The sequence below is a fragment of the Imperialibacter sp. EC-SDR9 genome, from assembly GCF_902498805.1.
In the GTDB taxonomy this organism is placed as follows: domain Bacteria; phylum Bacteroidota; class Bacteroidia; order Cytophagales; family Cyclobacteriaceae; genus Imperialibacter.
In genome coordinates this window covers 91673-110054 of record NZ_LR701589.1, presented here as the reverse complement: position 1 = coordinate 110054, position 18382 = coordinate 91673, and the positions used below count along the sequence as shown (strand labels likewise).

At 46.1% G+C, this 18382-nt stretch carries 18 protein-coding genes; 6 read left to right on the top strand and 12 right to left on the bottom strand.

Annotation, left to right across the window (positions count from 1 at the left end; translation table 11 throughout):
- The first annotated feature begins 215 nt into the window (after positions 1–215).
- From GC130_RS16840 to GC130_RS16815, 6 genes are all read left to right on the top strand, one after another.
- On the top strand, positions 216–1700 hold the full coding sequence (locus GC130_RS16840; RefSeq protein ID WP_151999508.1) for a GAF domain-containing protein: 1485 nt from the start codon (positions 216–218) through the stop codon (positions 1698–1700).
- A gap of 526 nt (positions 1701–2226) precedes the next feature.
- Positions 2227–2622 carry a type II toxin-antitoxin system HigA family antitoxin gene (locus GC130_RS16835; RefSeq protein WP_151999507.1) on the top strand — a complete coding sequence of 132 codons (396 nt, stop codon included), beginning with the start codon at positions 2227–2229 and terminating at the stop codon, positions 2620–2622.
- 221 nt (positions 2623–2843) lie between these two features.
- Positions 2844–5045: an ATP-binding protein gene (locus GC130_RS16830; RefSeq protein ID WP_151999506.1), complete on the top strand. Its 2202-nt coding sequence runs from the start codon at positions 2844–2846 to the stop codon at positions 5043–5045.
- Positions 5042–5683, top strand: a complete 642-nt coding sequence (locus tag GC130_RS16825) for a hypothetical protein (protein WP_151999505.1) — start codon at positions 5042–5044, stop codon at positions 5681–5683. Before GC130_RS16830 ends, GC130_RS16825 begins: the two co-directional genes overlap by 4 nt.
- Positions 5680–6327 carry an HNH endonuclease gene (locus GC130_RS16820; RefSeq protein ID WP_151999504.1) on the top strand — a complete coding sequence of 216 codons (648 nt, stop codon included), beginning with the start codon at positions 5680–5682 and terminating at the stop codon, positions 6325–6327. Before GC130_RS16825 ends, GC130_RS16820 begins: the two co-directional genes overlap by 4 nt.
- Positions 6324–7964, top strand: coding sequence for an N-6 DNA methylase (locus GC130_RS16815; protein ID WP_151999503.1), 1641 nt, complete (start codon positions 6324–6326; stop codon positions 7962–7964). Before GC130_RS16820 ends, GC130_RS16815 begins: the two co-directional genes overlap by 4 nt.
- Positions 7965–8178: 214 nt before the next feature.
- Here the strand turns inward: GC130_RS16815 and GC130_RS16810 are convergent, their stop codons facing one another.
- The 12 genes from GC130_RS16810 to GC130_RS16755 all read right to left on the bottom strand — a co-directional run bounded on the left by GC130_RS16810 (position 8179) and on the right by GC130_RS16755 (position 18247).
- A complete protein-coding gene (locus tag GC130_RS16810) occupies positions 8179–9447 on the bottom strand; it encodes a mandelate racemase/muconate lactonizing enzyme family protein (RefSeq protein WP_193217887.1) in 1269 nt (422 codons plus the stop codon).
- A gap of 88 nt (positions 9448–9535) precedes the next feature.
- Positions 9536–10006 (bottom strand): GNAT family N-acetyltransferase, encoded by a 471-nt coding sequence (locus GC130_RS16805; RefSeq protein ID WP_151999501.1) that lies wholly within the window; start codon positions 10004–10006, stop codon positions 9536–9538.
- Positions 9996–10580, bottom strand: coding sequence for a uracil-DNA glycosylase family protein (locus GC130_RS16800; RefSeq protein WP_151999500.1), 585 nt, complete (start codon positions 10578–10580; stop codon positions 9996–9998). Before GC130_RS16800 ends, GC130_RS16805 begins: the two co-directional genes overlap by 11 nt.
- 69 nt (positions 10581–10649) lie before the next feature.
- Entirely contained in the window at positions 10650–11108 is a 459-nt protein-coding gene (locus tag GC130_RS16795) for a YHS domain-containing (seleno)protein (RefSeq protein WP_151999499.1), read from the bottom strand.
- Positions 11109–11156: 48 nt separating this feature from the next.
- Positions 11157–11519 (bottom strand): hypothetical protein, encoded by a 363-nt coding sequence (locus tag GC130_RS16790; protein WP_151999498.1) that lies wholly within the window; start codon positions 11517–11519, stop codon positions 11157–11159.
- 12 nt (positions 11520–11531) lie between these two features.
- On the bottom strand, positions 11532–11885 hold the full coding sequence (locus tag GC130_RS16785; RefSeq protein WP_151999497.1) for a SnoaL-like domain-containing protein: 354 nt from the start codon (positions 11883–11885) through the stop codon (positions 11532–11534).
- 103 nt (positions 11886–11988) lie between these two features.
- Complete coding sequence (locus GC130_RS16780; protein ID WP_151999496.1) at positions 11989–12573, bottom strand: Crp/Fnr family transcriptional regulator; 585 nt, start codon at positions 12571–12573, stop codon at positions 11989–11991.
- Positions 12574–12817: 244 nt separating this feature from the next.
- Positions 12818–13498: a cupin domain-containing protein gene (locus GC130_RS16775; RefSeq protein WP_151999495.1), complete on the bottom strand. Its 681-nt coding sequence runs from the start codon at positions 13496–13498 to the stop codon at positions 12818–12820.
- Between the two features lie 255 nt (positions 13499–13753).
- The gene (locus GC130_RS16770) at positions 13754–14713 is read right to left on the bottom strand and encodes an alpha/beta hydrolase (protein ID WP_151999494.1); all 960 of its coding nucleotides are present in this window, start codon (positions 14711–14713) and stop codon (positions 13754–13756) included.
- 62 nt (positions 14714–14775) lie between these two features.
- On the bottom strand, positions 14776–16038 hold the full coding sequence (locus tag GC130_RS16765) for an MFS transporter (RefSeq protein WP_151999493.1): 1263 nt from the start codon (positions 16036–16038) through the stop codon (positions 14776–14778).
- A 233-nt stretch (positions 16039–16271) separates the two neighbouring features.
- Positions 16272–16955 (bottom strand): response regulator transcription factor, encoded by a 684-nt coding sequence (locus tag GC130_RS16760; protein WP_151999492.1) that lies wholly within the window; start codon positions 16953–16955, stop codon positions 16272–16274.
- Positions 16952–18247, bottom strand: a complete 1296-nt coding sequence (locus GC130_RS16755) for a sensor histidine kinase KdpD (protein ID WP_151999491.1) — start codon at positions 18245–18247, stop codon at positions 16952–16954. Before GC130_RS16755 ends, GC130_RS16760 begins: the two co-directional genes overlap by 4 nt.
- Between the last annotated feature and the right edge of the window lie 135 nt (positions 18248–18382).

Genomic DNA, 18382 nt, shown 5'->3' with positions numbered 1-18382 from the left:
GAACAATAAGCAGAGTCAATTATAAACATTTTGGTTGGAGGCGGCCACTTTTCGCCCTGCCTGTCAGTATACAGAATGACAAGGATAGTTGCTTTGCCGATACGGTATTTTTACCGCCCGAAGCACCGAGATTGCCTTTCTATTAAAAATGTCCAATTTAAACCCGAAACGTTAATCTTTTCGCTATTTTTAGTAACGACTTGGCTGTTAGTTACATGAAGCGCTTTCACTTTTTTTTCCTGGATGGATTTGACCTTGATGAGGAGGGGTTTGCAAGGGCCCGACTGATGATCAGCTTTGCGCTTGTGGAGGTTCTCTTTTGCCAGGTTTGTTTTGTACTTCATCCCTACCTGAGCTTCTACACGCCGAGAATTGCCTTTCTGCTGCCGGTGGTGCTGCTTTTAAGTACCCTTTTTTTGCTCCGGTTAAAAACAGGTCTTCACCTGGCCATACAAACTACCATTTTTTGTTTTTGGATATCGTTTTGCGTCGGGATGTATTTTTCCGGCGGGCTGCTGTCACTCATTGCACCATGGCTTGGGCTGTTGCCGCTGATGGCCTTCACGCTTGTTAACCAGAAGAACGCATTTGTGTGGGCAGGCATTTCACTTACCACTTTCGTTGTTTTCGCTTTTGTCCACGATAACCTGGCGGTGCCAAAAGCTGGCAATGTGTATGGAGCCCTCGTGGCTCACCTCGGGCTGGCGGTCGTGATCTTCGTCTTCATCCAGCTATTCCACAGGATCCGCCAGCACCTGCTAACGACGATTACCGATAGGAATAATAAGCTGGAGGTAAGTCAGGAGGCACTGGCAGCCAGGGTGAAAGAAATTGTTGACCGCAACAACAGCCTTGAAAAACACTGGCATACCCTGCTCGACATTTCAAAAAGCAGGAGCATCAGCTTCGGTACGCTGGAGGAGGCACTGCGGGACATTACCAAAACAGGCGCCGTTAGTCTTGAGGCGCACAGGGTGAGCATTTGGCATTATGACCGAACGAGCAACAAAATAAAATGCCTGCTGCTGTACAAACTGAAAGAGCAAGATTATGAAAAAGGGGCAGAGCTGCACGGCGAAGATTTTCCACGCTACTTTGAGGCACTGCTCGACGAAGAAATCATTCCGGCGGATGATGCGGAAGTTGACCCTAAGACGTTCGAATTTAAGGACAACTATTTGAAGCCCCACAACATCCTGTCAATGATGGATGCACCTTATTTCCTCGATGGAAAACTGGGAGGTGTGATTTGCTTCGAGCATCAGGAGCATCGCCACTGGCTACCGGAGGATTTGCTTTTTGCGAAAGCTCTGTCGGACATTGTGCCGCTGGTGATCAGGTCGATCCAGCGAAGAGACTATGAAGCGAGAATTCGGAAGCATAAGAAGGAAGTGAGCAGACTCAATCAAAGCCTGGAGGAGCGGATCAGCGAGAGGACGCAGGAGCTTGAAACGCAGAACCAGCAGTTGGCGGAGTATGCTTACATCAACTCCCATCAGTTAAGAGGGCCGATCTGCAGAATTCTGGGTCTCGTTAACCTGATCGAAGAGAGTGATACAAAGGAGAAGGAAATGGTTGGTCTTTTGAAAGCGTCGGTGGTGGAGCTGGATGATGTGGTGAAAAAGATCAATGAAATCGTTGACACAGGCGCAGTTATCGACAGAGACCAGCTGAGCGGGTGGGTGCCCTCAGAGTCGTGAAGGAAGCTGCCGGCCTCGCCTATTAGTTTTCCTCCGAGTCTCAGACCCATTTTTTGGGCTAAGCGCTTGCTATGGCAACCCTGCAAAGATCGGGACGAACGCCAGCTGTCATCGGGAAACTTCGCATGGTAGGCACCTTTCAGCACCACAAACTCCTTTTTGTTTCCGGGCACCTCGTCGTACAGTGCCCGTACCTGCTCCACCTCAAAACAGCTCATCTTTGTCGCCCACACCCACCAGCACCGCCGACCAGGCGCAGGAGCAGATTGAGGTCATGTAACGGTGGGTTTAGCACAGGAAAGGAGAAAGGCGGCTGAGAGGCTGCTTTTTTTGTGGTATTCAGCTGTCAGGGGTATCCGAAGCCAAGAGAAATTGGTATATTTATCAATATGACAGAGGCAGTAAAGGACGCATTAAGAGCTGAAAAGGCAATGAATGCGGCTTTAAAGAGAGAAAAGTCATCTTACAAAGAGAAAAAACAATTGGTTGCTCCAAAAGTGACCGTTACAGCAAAAAAGATTTGGATTTGGGATTGGCTTACAAGCAGAAATTCACCGTCATAAGAAACGACAAGCGATACAAATCGTATGGCAATGACCTTGAGGAAATGACTGCCCGGTATTCAAAGAATACCTCTGACGAATCCTTCGACCTTATCGACACCGTAACGTTGCTTATCGAAATCTACGACGAAGAACATGCATCCGACAGAGGTGCCGACCCTATACAATTGTTGAAGTACCTAATGAAGGAAAACAACCTCCGGCAAACGCAGGTAGCCAGAATGCTGGGGATTTCAGAAGGCCATCTTTCCGACATCCTCAGCTATAAGAAAGGACTTTCAAAAGTCATCGTCAGTATGCCAGCCGAAAGGTTCAAAGTCCGGCAGGACGCTTTTTATCGTCCGGTATCGAGATATTAAGTCGGGTAAAAGGGTATGTTTTTATCTACACTTCTTGTTATATTTAGCCTGCATGTTTAGAGTTTTTGGGAATTTTTTCGTGATTAAGCCTGGGAATGTCAATTAAAAATGCTGCATGACCACGATTGATCGAACTGTCTACCTTTTGAAGAGGCCTTGATTCGTCCCTCAAAATCAATAGATTTACACAGTACGCCATTTATATAACTAAAGGCAAAATTTTGGATCACACGAATAGCTCACAGAAAAATTTCAAGATAGACGCACGACTAATATTACAGTTGGGGAGGGAGAGCATCAAAGATCATACAACAGCTCTTATTGAATTAATAAAAAACAGTTATGATGCAGACGCATCTAAGGTTGAAGTAGAAATCTTTTGTAAGACTCCTGAACCTTATGTTAGAGTTGCCGACAACGGCTTTGGAATGACGGAGCTTGAAATTGATGCAAATTGGCTAACTATTGGTTTTTCCGAGAAGAGGGTTAAAAAGCGAAGCCAACAAGGTAGGAGAAAAGCTGGCGAAAAAGGAATTGGGCGAATTGCTGCCGACCGGCTAGGGGCGCAGATGTCCCTCATTACCAAATCCAAATTTGATAGGATACAGGGATTGCTTGTCAACTGGGATGAATTTGACACGGATAACAAAAGTGTGAGTGATATAAAGTTAAAAGTCATCGAATCGGCTGAACTTAATATTCCGAAAGATCAATATAACTCTACGTCAGGTACAGAGTTAAAAATAACAAATCTTAGACACGATTGGACCGAGGAAAACATTTCCGACTTATACCGAGAATTATCGTTCTTTACACCATTGTTTGCAAGTGGAATAAATTTTGAAATTCTTCTTAAGAATGATATTGACCCCTCGTTTTCCAGACCAGTGAAGACTGCGATTTATGATGTGGCTGAAATTGATCTAACACTCCATTTTGATGGAAAAAAGGAACTTATTTACGAATTCAAAAACAAGATAAATCCTAAACTGAACAAGACAGAAATTTTTGATATTCAGCAATTCAACACTCGCACAGGTATAAAATTCGAAAATTATTTGAAGTGTGGCCCATTTAATTTGCAATTGTCCTTTTTCCCGAGGAAATCATCACTTCTAAGTGGAACAGACTTTTCAATGACCGATTTACGCTCATTTTTGGAGCAAAATTCAGGAGTAAAGATTTACCGGGATAACATCGCTGTTAAGCCGTACGGATTTAATGCACAAATGGGACAGGATTGGTTGGGCCTTGCTGAAAGGAAAGCTAAAGATCCTGCTGGTGTAAGTAGACCAACGTATAAAATAACACCCAATCAGATAGTTGGGTCTGTATTTATATCACGAGACAATAACGAAGATTTGAAGGATAGCGCCGCAAGAGAAGGTCTTGTTGAAAATGAAAGTTTTATGGATTTAAGAGCAGTGGTACTTGGCTCTGTGAGGTTATTGGAGGAGTATCGCTATGACTTAGTGAGCAAGGAAGACCAGGGGGGAAAGCCTAGAGACAAATCAAAGTCGAGCTCTATTGAATTTATTACCGACACTCTAAACTCGTTGCAATCTGACTTAGCTGCTTTAGAGAAGTATATCAATGAAAAGAAGGATTATAAAGGAAGTTCGTTGACGAATAGTATTAATCGAATTGTTGAAATCAAAGAGAGAGCAGAGCAGGCATTCGAAGAACTGCTTGATGAAAAAAGGACATTAGGAGCGCTAGCTACGTTAGGTATTTCGTCAGCTGTCTTTGGTCATGAAACGGAAAGCGCAATAAATACCTTTAAAGATGCTTCCGCAAATGCTTTAGCTTATTTGCAAGAGTTAGAGCCTGAGATAGATCTTGCAATTGATGAATTAAAGGAGGCGAATAATCAAGCGAAATTTATAGCAGGCTGGGGCGCATTTGCACTTGGTCGGATTGAACGTGAGAAACGAGTAAAACGTAATCGAAAAATTAAGGAAATTATTAGTAATACTATCGAGCAAATAAAACCTGCATTAGATGCCCTAAACATTGAAGTGGAGCAAAACCTGTCAAATATCTATGCTCATACGTATACAATGGACATCGAATCTATAATTTTGAATTTAATTACAAATTCGTTTACCGCTGTTCCGAACTCCGATCGGAAGCGAAAAATCAGGGTTGATCTTTATAGTGAACATCGGCACGACATAAGAGGACTTGTTATATCTGTAGCTGATTCCGGGCCTGGTGTTGCTAGTGAGTACATATCTAAAATTTGGCGACCATTGTTTTCTACCAAAGTCGGCTCAAGAGGACGACAAACAGGAACTGGCTTGGGGCTTACAATAGTAAAATCCACTGCAGAAGAACTTAAGGGAGAGGTTTCGGTTGAAAAAGATGACCAATTGAAAGGAGCACTATTTAAAGTATGGATACCTAGAAATACAGAAGAATGACACTGGCAATTATTGACGACAAAAATTCGCAGAGAACAAGCTTTCGAAGAAAAGTAGAAAGAAACATTAAAGATACATCTTGGAATGTAATTGACCGTCAACCGTTTTTTGATTTTGAGTCGTATGTCCAATGGATACTGGAGAATGAGGTGTCTGCATTAATATTAGATGAAAGGCTAAATGAACAGGAAGTTGATGGAAGAAATGTTGCGCACTATGGACATGAAGTGGCAGAATTCATACGCCATTCTTTACCAGACATGCCGCTGTTTTCCATAACTAACTATGAGAGAACGCCTGATTTACAAAGTTCAATCAAAGCTTTCAATCTTGTGTTACGCCGGAGTAAGTTCGATGAAGATATCGACAATTACTTAAATACCATTTTGAAATCAGGCGAAAACTACTTTAAAGCCAACGGAGAGAAATTGTCCAGGTTAGCTCAAATAGCAGAAAAAATAGCCTCCGGCCATGCTTCTAATAAACTTGTTACTGAAATGAAGGCTTTGCAGATGGATTTGTCAATCCCTCACTTAACTGCGATTAGCGACCGTAGTACTTTTTTAGATGATGTTGATAACACTCTTGATGCTATAAAGGCGGTTCAACAAGAAATAGAAGAAAAGCTTCGTAAATGAAATGGTTTCGAATACCTAAAGAATCAACCACACCACCAACAAGTGGCAGCTATCAAGATTGGAAGCCTCAACTTGCTGACGAGGGGAGATTTCAATGCGTATACTGTGCGATCCATGAAAATAATTTTGGTGGGACACGTAATTTTCATGTTGAGCATTACCGTCCAAAATCAATCGCCAGGTTTAGGCACTTGATTGATGACTTTAATAACCTCTATTATGCATGTTCAATATGTAACTGCTTCAAAGGTAATGATTGGCCAAATGATCCACCTTCAAATCCATCTATCCCACTTGTCTATTATCCGGAGCCTTCAAAGATGGATTATAACAAATTATTCGTTGTCCGTGAGGATTGGATCATAAATGGGCAATCTGTCGCCGCAAAATACTTAGTTGAAAAGCTGTACCTCAATAGACCCCAATTAATTCTTGAAAGGCGTTCTAAATTTCTATTGAACAGACTTGAAAAGGAGGTGAAGCATCTGCAATTATTATCACGCAGAATCTCTGGAAGTGAACTGTCGATTGAATTAAAAGAGTTTCTTTATCAAAAAAGTGTAGATATGCTTTCAAAGGCAGTTTCACTTTTGGTGCAAAAGGAAAGTATTCGACCATACAAAGCTGAAGACATTGAAAAATGAATAACAAGAAGCAAATAGGTTCATACTATACACCAAAAGTGCTTTCTACTTTTCTTGTTGATCATATTTTTCTCAACTATTTACCTAAAATTGGTCCATTGACTGTGTTGGAGCCGAGCTGTGGTGATGGTGAGTTCATTCAGTCGTTACTTCCCCACATTAGCGATAGGGATGTTAAGGTGGATTTGGTCGAAATTGACAATTGCGAATTAGACAAGTCTACTGGTAAGTTGCGCAACTTTTTACCTGATGAACAGATCAATGGCCTAGCTCAAGATTTTTTGCAATTTGAGTTCCGGAAAACCTATTCGCTAATAATTGGAAATCCTCCGTATATCAGTAAAGAGTATTTAACCGACGATCAGATTGAAATATGTAAGGAGATTTGTCAACCGAATATCTCAGGTGAAGTGAAAAATATTTGGCCAGCGTTTCTGATCAGGGCAATTGAGAATTTAAATTGGGATGGAGTGATGTGTTTTGTCTTACCTTCAGAGTTATTACAAGTTAAATATACTAGCGGATTAAGAAATTTGATACTAGATAGTTTTGATAGGGTGGAAATATTCGCATTCAACGAATTGATATTTGAAAATGCGGAACAGGATGTTGTCGCTATTATAGGTATAAAATCTCACGATATTGAGGATGAACAGGGCGTGAGTTTCTATCAAGTAGACAAGCTCAGTGACCTAACCATACCAAACTACACTGAGATGAATTTTAACGTTCACAGAGAGAGACTTGACAAATGGACGAATTATATTCTTAGCGACGAACAATTGAATACAATTGACACTGTTTCAGCTGATTTGAGCCTATTGCCTATTAAGCATTATTGTCAAAAAGCTGAAGTGGGAATAGTGACCGCTGCTAATAGTTTTTTTATTCGAAAGCTGTCTGAACTGCGTAGGTATAATTTAGATGCTGCTTACATAAAGCCGATTTTGCAGAAGAGTAATATTATTCATAATACAATTACAATTACAAACGAATCTTTTCAACAGTTAAGAAGCCAAGATAAGTCTGTCAATCTCGTTTGCCTCAGTAATGTGCCAAAGGAACAGCTTCCAAAAGGTGCTCAAGAGTTTGTAGAGGAAGGCGAGAGTGACAACCTCCATAAAAGGTACAAAATGACGAAAAGAACTCACTGGTATCATGTTCCGAGTATTTGGAGTTCACATGCCATATTTTGCAAAAGGAGTCACTGGTATCCAAGAATTTTTCTGAATGACGCCAATGTACTGGTTACAGATTCTTTTTATCGAGTCGTCTGCAAAAAAGAGTACTGTGCTCAAAACCTTGTTTTTTCTTTTTACAATTCGCTTACTTTGATTTTAGCGGAGCTTGAGGGAAGGTTTTATGGAGGCGGAGTTTTAGAATTGATTCCTACAGAATTCAAGAGCTTATTAATACCATATAATCCTTTGATCAATCAGGAGCAGTACGATGAATTAGAACATCTTTTTAGTATAGGGGCAACCCTTGATGAGATTCTAAACTTTACCGATCCTATTTTACTTCCAGGTGTCCAAAACGAGGTGATTCAAGAACTTAGAGAAATGAGAATAGCCCTTTTTAATAGGCGAACCAAGTTTCAAGGGCTGGAAATAGGAGCAACAGTTGAGGCAGTATAGAACGACCTAGTCGGAGCCTCGCTTGTCAAAGCAGCTAAGCAGCCAGTAGCAGAAATGCTGACTGCGATCCCCGTCGGTAACCAGAGATATCGCCTATCCACATCCTCACCATCGCCCTCCATGCCCACATCGTTGCACCCATCACCCGTTGTTTCGAACTGTCCACGAGCCATATGAAGGAAGAGGCTGTAAGACCGAAGCTTTGCCTGCCCGCCTATTTCCACCAATTTTCGCCTTCTACCAAATACTTCTCTTTAACAAGCTTCTCGTTAAGCTCAAACCCAAAACCAGGCCGCTCGCTGAGCTGGATGTGGCCGTTTTTAATGACGTCCTTATCGTAACCAAGCACATCAGGGTCACCGTTGATGCCATTGCCTGCCTTGTTCTTCGGATGGAAGATAAACGCTTCGTGGGCCACAAACTCCCGCACTGAAGCAGCAAAATTGGCTGACGCAATGGTGGCAATAGGGCCGGCTACATTGTGGGTACATACTGGGATATAGTACGTCTCTGCCATGTCAGCGATTTTCTTGGCTTCCAGCAGGCCTCCCGCCATGGACACGTCGATCTCAATCAGGTTGACTCCCTGGTTGACAATAAAGGGCCTGAAGTCGTCCCGGGTATACAGGTTTTCGCCGGTGAGGATGGGAACGGGCGACTTTTCCGTCAGCTTGACCCACTGTTCGTTGTAGGCAATGGGAAGAGGGTCTTCCATCCAGATGGGACGTATAGGTGCTACTGCATTGGCCAGCCTTAGTGCGCTGTCGAAATCAAACTCCCAGTGGCAGTGAACGGCAATATCAAATTCGAGCCCGAGAGCTTCTCTCATGTTGGCGTAGCCTGTTCCATTCCGGTCGGCCTCCACGTTGGACAGCCGGCGGTTGTCAAGCTTGTTCCACTCCTGGTCTCTCAAAATATTGGTTTTGCAAGCGGTCCATCCCTGGCTTTTCATTAGTTCAGCAAATTCTGCGCAGGACTCCTTGCTCAGCATGTCCTGAGGACCCGATGAGGCATAGGCCCTCACTTCCTTCACATGACTGCCGCCACCAAGTATTTTGTGCACCGGCTGTTCGGTGATCTTGCCGATCAGATCCCACATAGCGAATTCCACCCCAGTGATGGCGTGGGTGGCCAGGCCATGGTTGCCGCCATAGTACGAGGTGCGGGTGCTCATTTTGAACACGAGGTATTCAAGGTCCAGCGGATCCTGATCCATCAGGATAGGCTTGCAAACATTTTGGATGATGTCTTTGGCGCCATACCCGGTTTCGTCGTGGTGGCATTCGCCAATACCCACCAGCCCCACGTTGGTGCTGATCTTGACGAGCGGACTTACCCGAAAGCCGATTTTAACGAGCACACATTGCACGTCGGTTATTTTTACTTTCCCCTTTAGTGGGTTGGAAAACAGATCGAGGTAGGGCATAAAGGCCAGTGCGGGCGTGGCCAGTGCTACGTTTCGGACAAAGGTTCTTCTCTTCATGAGTAGGTAGTGTTTGGGCGTTTGATAAAAATAGGGAATTATCTCACTTATCGACAAACTACCTGACGAAACGATGTCTATCATTCCCTTAGTCAGACCTTCGGAGCCGGTACCTGATGAAGCGATGCTGGCCTATATACACCTCGCTGTCTTCTGTGAAGCCGAGACGCAGCAGGCCTTTCACCCTGGTTCGACTGGGGGGAAACAGCACGGTGACGGACTCCAGCCCCATTTCTGTAAAGGCCCGGCCAATGATTTTCTGGTGAAGCTTTTTTCCAAGGCCCCAGTAGTCGGGGTGCAACACCAGGGCCAGGTCGGCTTCGCCGCCCTCAGGCTGCAAGCCACCCCAGCCGGCAAATTCATTGTCTATCACAAATGCCCACGGACCGTAGCCATGTTCGTTCCATAGCCGGGTTTTGGCTGCTACGAAGGCAGCGCAGGCGGCTTCGTCAAAGTAGTCGGTCAGCAGGGGCATCTGACGCCGCACAAGGGGGTTGTTCATCAACGCCAAAATGGCTGAGGTGCTTACCTCAGAAAGCTGCCTGAACTCAATAGTCATCTTTTTCTAACAAGGGTAATATGATGGATTGAAGGGTGGGGAGCACCTCTTCCCGAAACCAGCTGTTTTTCTTTTGCCATATATTGTTGCGGGGCGATGGATGGGGAAGGGGTAAGTATTCCGGCAGATAGGCTTGATAGTTCTTCACTGTCTCAGTTAAAGTGCTCATGCATCTTTCTTTCAAATAGTGGGGCTGGGCATATTGCCCGATCAGCAGTGTGAGTTGTACTTCCGGCATTGAGGCGATCACTGGTTGATGCCACAACGGCGCACATTCCGGCCTTGGAGGCAGGTCGCCACTTTTTCCGGTGCCAGGATAGCAAAAACCCATGGGCATAAGTGTCAGCAGCTTGTCATTGTAGAAAGTTTCCCGGTCTATTCCCAGCCAGCTTCTCAGGTTGTCGCCGCTGGCATCGTCCCACGGAATGCCACTTTGCTGCACTTTGAGTCCCGGGGCCTGCCCTATCACCACCACTTTGGCTGCCCGGCTGGCCTGAATGATGGGCCTGGGTGCATACGGCAAATGCTCTTTGCACACACTGCAATGTCTGATCTCGTTGAGAAGCTTGTCCATCTCCTAATGGTATAAAGCCACCTGAGGCACTGTGCTACAGGTGGCGTGAAGTTGACTGCTTGTTGGCAACTATTCTTTACTCAGCTTTTTCCAGTTAGCGTCGGCTTTCGAGGTCAACTGGTGGTGATTGCCTTCCAGCCACAGTTGCTGGGCATCTACTTCCATGTTGTAAAGAAATAAGTAGTATTTTCCGTCTTTCACAACAAATTTATTAGGATCAACCCTGAATTTTGCTCCAACGGACACACCAAAGGCACAGTAGCCTCCGTATTGTGGCAAATACCTCTCAGGGTTGGCGTCAAAGGCCTTTTTCTGTTTAGCGTCAGTGAAGTAGAAAGCCACACCGTCGTGGGTAGCCTTGAACTCCTTCTGGCCCTTTTGGGCAATCCCTAAATCAAGGTACGACACGGGGCTGTAGCCTTGCAAAGCGATTTTGCTGTCGTCAATATTGTAACTGGCTTTGATGTCCTGTGAAAAGCCGATGGTTGAAATAAGCAATGCTGCTAGTATGAATGAAAATGTTTTCATTGTTTGTCTGTTTGTATGGTTTTAAAATGTTTAAATGATAGTTCCTGATTATGACTTTGAACTGACCGCTTCGGGTTTGTGCATACTTACTACTGCTAACACAGCCACGCCGTTGATCAGGTAGTAATAGGTGTCTAGTCCTTTGAAGGAGAGGACAAAGGGAGCCAGCACGAACGTCGCTCCAACCAGGGCGTCTACGATGAGGTGAACCCGGTAGGGAATCACCCGCATCACGCCGAGGTGGTGGTCAGTAAGCAGCGTGAGAACAAAGGCAGCGACCCCTGTGGCCACGGAGAGCTGTAGAGCGAACGTATGCGACCTACCCAGCCCAAGTACAAAAGGCAGAGCCATCAATGCCACCGCCACAGGATAGTCCAGGTAAGCGTGGATTCTTTTGGTTACAAATTTCATCGTTAGCGTCGTTTAAGCTTTGAAATACTGTTCCTCCACGATCTGGCCATTTTTCCAGGAAGTTTTGAGGATTTCATGCCATAGGATTTTGCTTCCGTCTTTCATGTCGAAGTCGAAAGTGAATTCGGCAAAAGAGGTGTCGCCATTGAGAGAGGCATTGTGCAGCTGAATGCCATTTACCCTGGCAATGGCGTCGGCAAACCCCTTCATTTTGGCAAGCATTTCTGATTTTTCGTTTGTTACAGTCCCATCGAAGTCGATGGTTTTGGCATTGGGGGCAAAGTACTTTTCGGTTGCCTCCACGATCTGCCCTTTCTTCACCATCTCGTTTTTAGCCGAGAAGATTTCGTTCAGCGATTGTTCCATTTTCTTTCCTTTTTTAGATCATTTGTCAAAATTGACAGCACAAAAGTGCGGCGATCAAAAGGCAGTAAAAATGAAGCAGATCAAGAAAAAAGGTTGATGTAGTTCAACTTCTCCTGTGCGCTTTTTTGTTGCGGATTCGTGACAGAAATTCGGTGGTCATACCCAGATAAGAAGCGAGGGCGTATTGCGGCACCCGCTGAATGAAATTGGGGAAGTTCAGGATGAAATTTTCGTAACGGGCTTCGGCAGAGTGGCAAAGGTTGAAGATGATCCTCCTGTGCTCAAACGCCAGCCCCTTCTCGGCCATTATTCTGAAGAAGGTCTCAAATTTATGATTGGCCTTTTTCAATTCCTGCTCTTTAGCGTGTTCAATTTGAAGAAGGACACTGTCTTCCAGGGCCACGATGAAAAGAGTTGCCGGATGCTGGTAGATGTAACTGTTGAAATCCGACACCCACCAGTTTTCGATGGCAAACTGAAGGGTGTGTTCCTGCCCGTCGTGGATGGCATAGCTTCTGAAGGCGCCCTTTACTACAAAAGCCCGGTGCTTGTTGGTGAAATTCGGCTGAACAACGAATTGCCGTTTTTTTACATGAACCTCTTCAAAAGGAGCTGCAAACTGCTCGGCCTCCTCGTCGGTGAGGGAAACAAAGCTGCGAACATACTGCAGAAGTTGTGTGTTGCTCATTATTCAGGGTGATTCATCAAATGTGACGGTGGTATGCCCCCCACATTGGCTTGCGCATAACCACGATTTGGCCAACAATTTATTTGATCTCAGCTGGATTGGAGCAAAGTCTTTGCTTCTAATTCACAATATGTCTGCTGGCAGGCAATTTTTGGAATGTCAACTGATTCCATCGGCTAGGCCGCCAACGGAGTCACATGGCTGAGAATAGGTGCTCCGTCGGAATATTAAACGACTTTCTGAGTTAGTTACCGGCCAGTTTATTTTTGAAATCGGTGAATCTCGCACTCACATTCACTGTGTCGGAGTCAAACGGAAAGTAGTCGAGCACGTCGTACTTCCAGATATTAGTTGGAAATATCACTACAAGGTTGGCTGTTTTATCCCCGATATTTTTGAAAGCATGAGGTACGCCGGCCTGGATATTGACCATGTATGGCGCTTTCATAGTAAAAACAGTGTCTCCTAAAGCATACAAAATTTCGCCCTCTAGCAACACATGGGATTCTTCGCCCTCATGTGAGTGCATCGGAGGCGCTCCACCAGGAAACGTCTCCGTTATTCCGATGGTAAGATTTTGATAGCCAGCCCGCTGACCTTCCATCACATGCACATATTCGCCCGGCCCTGGATTGATAACTGGTAAGTCATTAACATCTATAGCGTATTCAGCATAGTGTTTCATTGCGGGGGCAGTAAATGGCCCGGGTACTGTCCTGCGTTCAAGCACTTTGAGCTGGTGGTGCATCGCATTCAAAGCTTTAATAATTGAATCGGGAGCAGTTTTCTCTTCCGGCACTAGTTTATTTAAGGAAAAGGTTTCTTTCTTCTGCTCGGGAGCATTACCCTCTTTGTTGGTGCTGGTGCACGAATCGAACAATAATGCCAAACAAAACAGGCAGCTGATTGTGGTTTGTTTTTTCATTTTGTTTTTGGTCAGGTTCGAGAAATTGTTTTCAGGATTTTGTGGTGAATGGAGCTGGGCCTGAACTCTTTAACAGCCTATGAATATAATTATTGACTCGAATAAATTCAAAAGAGCATGGCTCTAATTTGGTCACAGTAAGGAGCTTATGTTTTATTCACCTCTGAGCAATCGCCTGTTTGCGTATATTATTGAGTGTACCTAATTGGATTGCTGATAGCGCTCAGTCTGCAAATGCCGCTGCGGCAATACACCTCAAAAACTCTTATTCAGCCAGCCAATCAACTCCTGCCAGCTTTCATCGGGAAACCGGGCGTGGTAGGTGTCTTTCAAGACCACAAACTCCTTTTTGTCACCCGGCACTTCGTCGTACAATGCCTTTACCTGCGCCACCTCAAACAGCTCATCTTGATCACCCACGCCCACCAGCACAGGGATATTCAGATCTTTTGGAAGCCGGAGTTCTGTCACGTCGAGCATGCTCAAAAACCGAAGGGTATACTTAAAATTGAACAGGGGGTCGTCCAGTCCCGTCATCCCCTCCCGGTAATATTCCACCACCTGCAGCGAAGGGCGGAACAAAGCACTCGAAAAAATTTTAGCTTTCTCATAAAGTGACGGTGGTGCGGTTACGCCCTTTTTGCCTTCATAAGCACCAGAGAGCAATATCAATCCGGCAATCTCCTCAGGCACGGCTTTGGCCACCATGATGGCAGACGCCACACCAAGGCTATGGCCAAAAACGACTACTTTGGAATAGCCCAGACTTTTGACGTAGTCAACTGCTTCAACTAAGTCGGCAATTCGGCGCTCTTTGCTCGGGTAGTCGGCCCGGTTTCCGCCCGACAGGCCGTGTCCACGGTAGTCCAGACCAAAAGTAGTGTAGCCCGCCGTTGCCAGTGGCACTCCGGCCATTTTGTAGGCACCACTGTGAGCAGTAACGCCATGAAATATCAGCACCGCCATGTCCTTTTTCGTAGTTTCTCCGCTGTCCGGGTTCCAACGGCGCATGAAGAGCGTTTCCCCATCGGTGGTAGTGAACTCATGGTGTGGCTCGGAAAAACTCTGCCGCAGCTCAGCAGCCTCTTCTGGTGTAATTGCTTTGTGGCTGCTCTTCGGCTTCAGTGGAATGTAAGCCAGAATCAAGGCTGCCATAAAAACGACAACTATCAGGGAAAGAACAATGTAGAGGACTCTTTTAAGCACTTTTTTCATACTGAAGCGGTCGGGTTTGTTTCAGGCCAGAAGCTGGGAGTAATTTCATTGTTAACGATTTGCTACTCTTGCATCCTTTGGAGGTCTTTGATATAGTTTTTCGCTCCTAAGCCATAGAAAACCACCGCTATGGATGCGGAAATGAATATAGCACAAAATGCCCACCTTAAGCTTAAGTCCCCAAATGCAGGAGTCAATACGTCGCTCAAATAGCCAACAACCAGAGGGCCAAGGCCCAGGCCAATAAAGTTCATGATCAGGAATAAAACAGAAGAAGCGAAAGCACGCATGCGGGCGTCCACCAGGCTATGGGTGACGGCAATGGCCGGGCCCAGGAAGGTTGAACCCAGAGCAACGTTTAGAAAAAACATGACTACCACCAATTGAACATTGTCTGAAAACACGGTAAGGCTAAAAGGAAGGATACTGATAAGAAGGCATGTCATAGGCACCCAGATATACCACCGTTTATCTTTTGCACCCATCCTGTCGGAGAGGTAACCACCAGCCAGCGAGCCAATTCCACCAGCTAAGCCATAGGTGATGCCCAGCACGTACCCTGCGGCACGTATGTCCATGCCGTGTACTCTTTGCAGAAAGGACGGCATGAAATTGCCCATTCCATATTGTCCGAATACCAGAAAGCCAGTTCCCAAAGAAGTAAGAATAAAGGCTTTGCTGCTGAATAAAACCTTGAGCACCTCGGGAAGTGTCGAGGCTTCGTTTTTCGCTCCGGCAGTGTCAAACTGGCCCTTTATCGGTTCTTTTATAAAAAAGTACAGAAAAACAGCAAGGAGGATACCCGGTATGCCAATCGAGTAAAACACGACCCGCCAACCAAAGCTTTTGGCTAATACGCCACCGATGGCAAATCCGAGGAACATACCTATGTAGATGCCTGATGAGTAAATGGAAAGGGCGGTAGCTCGTTTTTTCGGAGGAAATATATCTGATATCATCGAGTGAGAAGGAGGGCTTCCTCCCGCCTCGCCAACGCCAACACCAATCCGGGCCAAAAACAGGTGAATGAAGCTGGTGGCCGACCCTGATATGGCCGTCATGAACGACCAAACGGTCAGGCTCACTGCTACTACATTCTTTCGGTTCCCCTTGTCGGCCAACCGGGCAATGGGCAGGCCCAGGGTAATATACAAAGCTGCAAATGCCAGGCCTGTGAGGAGGCCCAGCTGCGTGTCGCTCAGGTTCAAATCCGCCTTGATGGGTTCTGCCAGGATCACCAGGATTTGCCGATCGATAAAGCTAAAGGTGTAAACGGCGGTCAGTACGGCGAGTACAAACCACTTGTTCTGGGTTTCTTTAGGCATAAAAATAAGTAGGTAAAATTCAATCCAGGGCTAGGGTGGGTGGTCTGTATTCTGTGAGCAGGCACCTTGCCCGTACTTAAATATAGAAATAAAATGGCGGTTACGGCACAGCGTCTGTTTCTGGCACAAGCGGAGTCAGTGCCAACATCACGGGGATGTCGTTCCACGTCGGCTCGCTCGTTCCTCGCCATCGACATGACGTGGTGGTGGATAGGGTAGTTGTTGAGCAGTATTCACTCCTCCTCCAAAATATACCCGCTCCCGTGCATATTCTGAATCTTTACAGTGTCGTCGGTGCTGAGGTATTTGCGGAGTTTGGAAATGTATACGTCCATGCTGCGGCGGGTGAAGTAGGTGTTTTCGCCCCATACCTCCCGGAGGATTTTATCGCTTTCCACCAGCTCGCCCATGGATTCGCAAAGTAACTGTAGCACCCGGGCCTCCTTTTTGGTGAGGTGAATGGTTTCTCCGTTGCGGAGTAGCTGCCGGTTTTTCAGGTGATAGGTGTAGCTGCCAATCTGGTAGCTGTCGGTGGTGGTGCCTGAGCTGCCCTTGCCGCTGCGGCGCAGCACGGCTTGTATGCGCATGATCAGCTCCTCTTCGTCTACTGGCTTCACAATATAGTCGTCGGCACCGGCTTTGAAGCCTTTCATTTTGTCGATCTTCATCGACTTGGCAGTAAGAAAGATCAGGGGGATGGTGGCATCAAGCGCCTTTAGTTTATCTGCCAGGGCAAAGCCGTCCATTTTGGGCATCATCACGTCCAGGATGCAGATGTCGAACTTACCCGGCTGGAATGCTTGCAATCCTTCTTCGCCGTCTTTTGTCCACTCCACTTCAAAGTCGTGCATCTGAAGGTACTCTTTCAGGATATACCCCAGGCTGTTGTCGTCCTCTACCAGTAAGATGCTGCTCATGATACCTGGGGTAAAAAGATGCTGAATTCGCTGCCAGCGCCCGGCTGGCTCTTGAGGCTGATCGTGCCTTTATGGAATTCCACGATGCGCTTGGCATAACTCAGGCCTAGCCCAAAACCCTTCACAGTGTGAATGTCGCCCTGCTGGGCCCGGTAAAACTGGTCGAAGATGTACTTCTGCACGGGCTCGTCTATGCCGATGCCATGGTCTTTTACCACCAGCAGGATCCCATTTTCCTGGGTGTCGGATGTAGTGATCTCAATCTCCGGGGCTCCGCTGGTGTACTTTTGCGCATTGTCGATCAGGTTGTACAACACGTTCTTGATATGTGTTTCGTCGGCGGTGATCAGGTGGCGGGTGGCATGCAGGTGCAGCCTGATCTCTCCCTTGTTTTCTGCAATGATCATGGCAAAGCTGTCGGCCACCTGGCGGATCAGCTCGTGCAGGTCAAGCGTCTTCTTTTCGAGATGCAGGTTGCCTGAGTCGAGCAGGGCCATTTGGAGGATTTTGTCGACCTGGGTTTGCAGCCGCTTGCTCTCTGCGCCGATGAGGTTCACATAAGAGGTCATCTTTTCTGAGGTCTTTACTTCCTCCTTTTCTTTCAGTGATTTTGCAGCGAGGGAGATGGAGAAGATAGGCGTTTTGAATTCGTGGGTAAGGTTATTGATGAAGTCCCGCTTGAGGTCGGACAGCTTCTTTTGCTTGTTGATGGTGTAAATGGTGTAGCCAAAGGCACCCAGTACGACGACAATGAGAACGAGACTTGTACGGATGATATCGGCCGACTCTCCCAGCACGGCCGCTCCTTTGTTGGTGTAGGTCATGGCGATGTCGAGCTTTTTGGGATAAATCATACAAAAGCAAAGGTGATTTTGGGCTGCCATCACAATTTTCGCTTGAGGCTGCTCGGGCCAGTTGCCACGGTGGATCATGCAGCCATATTCGCTTGATGTGTAGCCGTCTACCCTGTATTCGAAGTTGGGATAATTAAGCGCCAGCACCTTGTCGATCTCTGTTTTCAGCTTTAGCTGGAGAGGATCGGTGAGCGCAGAGGTGTTGGTAAATACAAAGGAGTCGGTGCCTCTGATTTGAGCGACCAAATTTCTCAACTCGTCGTTGTACATGGAGTTGTCGTAGAGGTCGGAGAGGATATCGGGCACCGCCATGCTCATAACGTTCTTGTTGGTTTCGATGTCCTGCTCAAGAATGCGGTATTGGTTGTACAGCAGCATCCCCAGCGAGGTGACGACCACGAGGAAGAGGAGGATGAAGGTGTACTTTGATAGTTTCATTTTATTATTGTGTCGTCATTGCGACGGAGCGTTGTAATTACTAATTGTATCAAAAATGGCAGACGACTGAAGCAATCTTGGTCGTTAGGATGACGTTCCGAAATAAAAAGAAGATCATCTGTTGGTTGCAAAGTC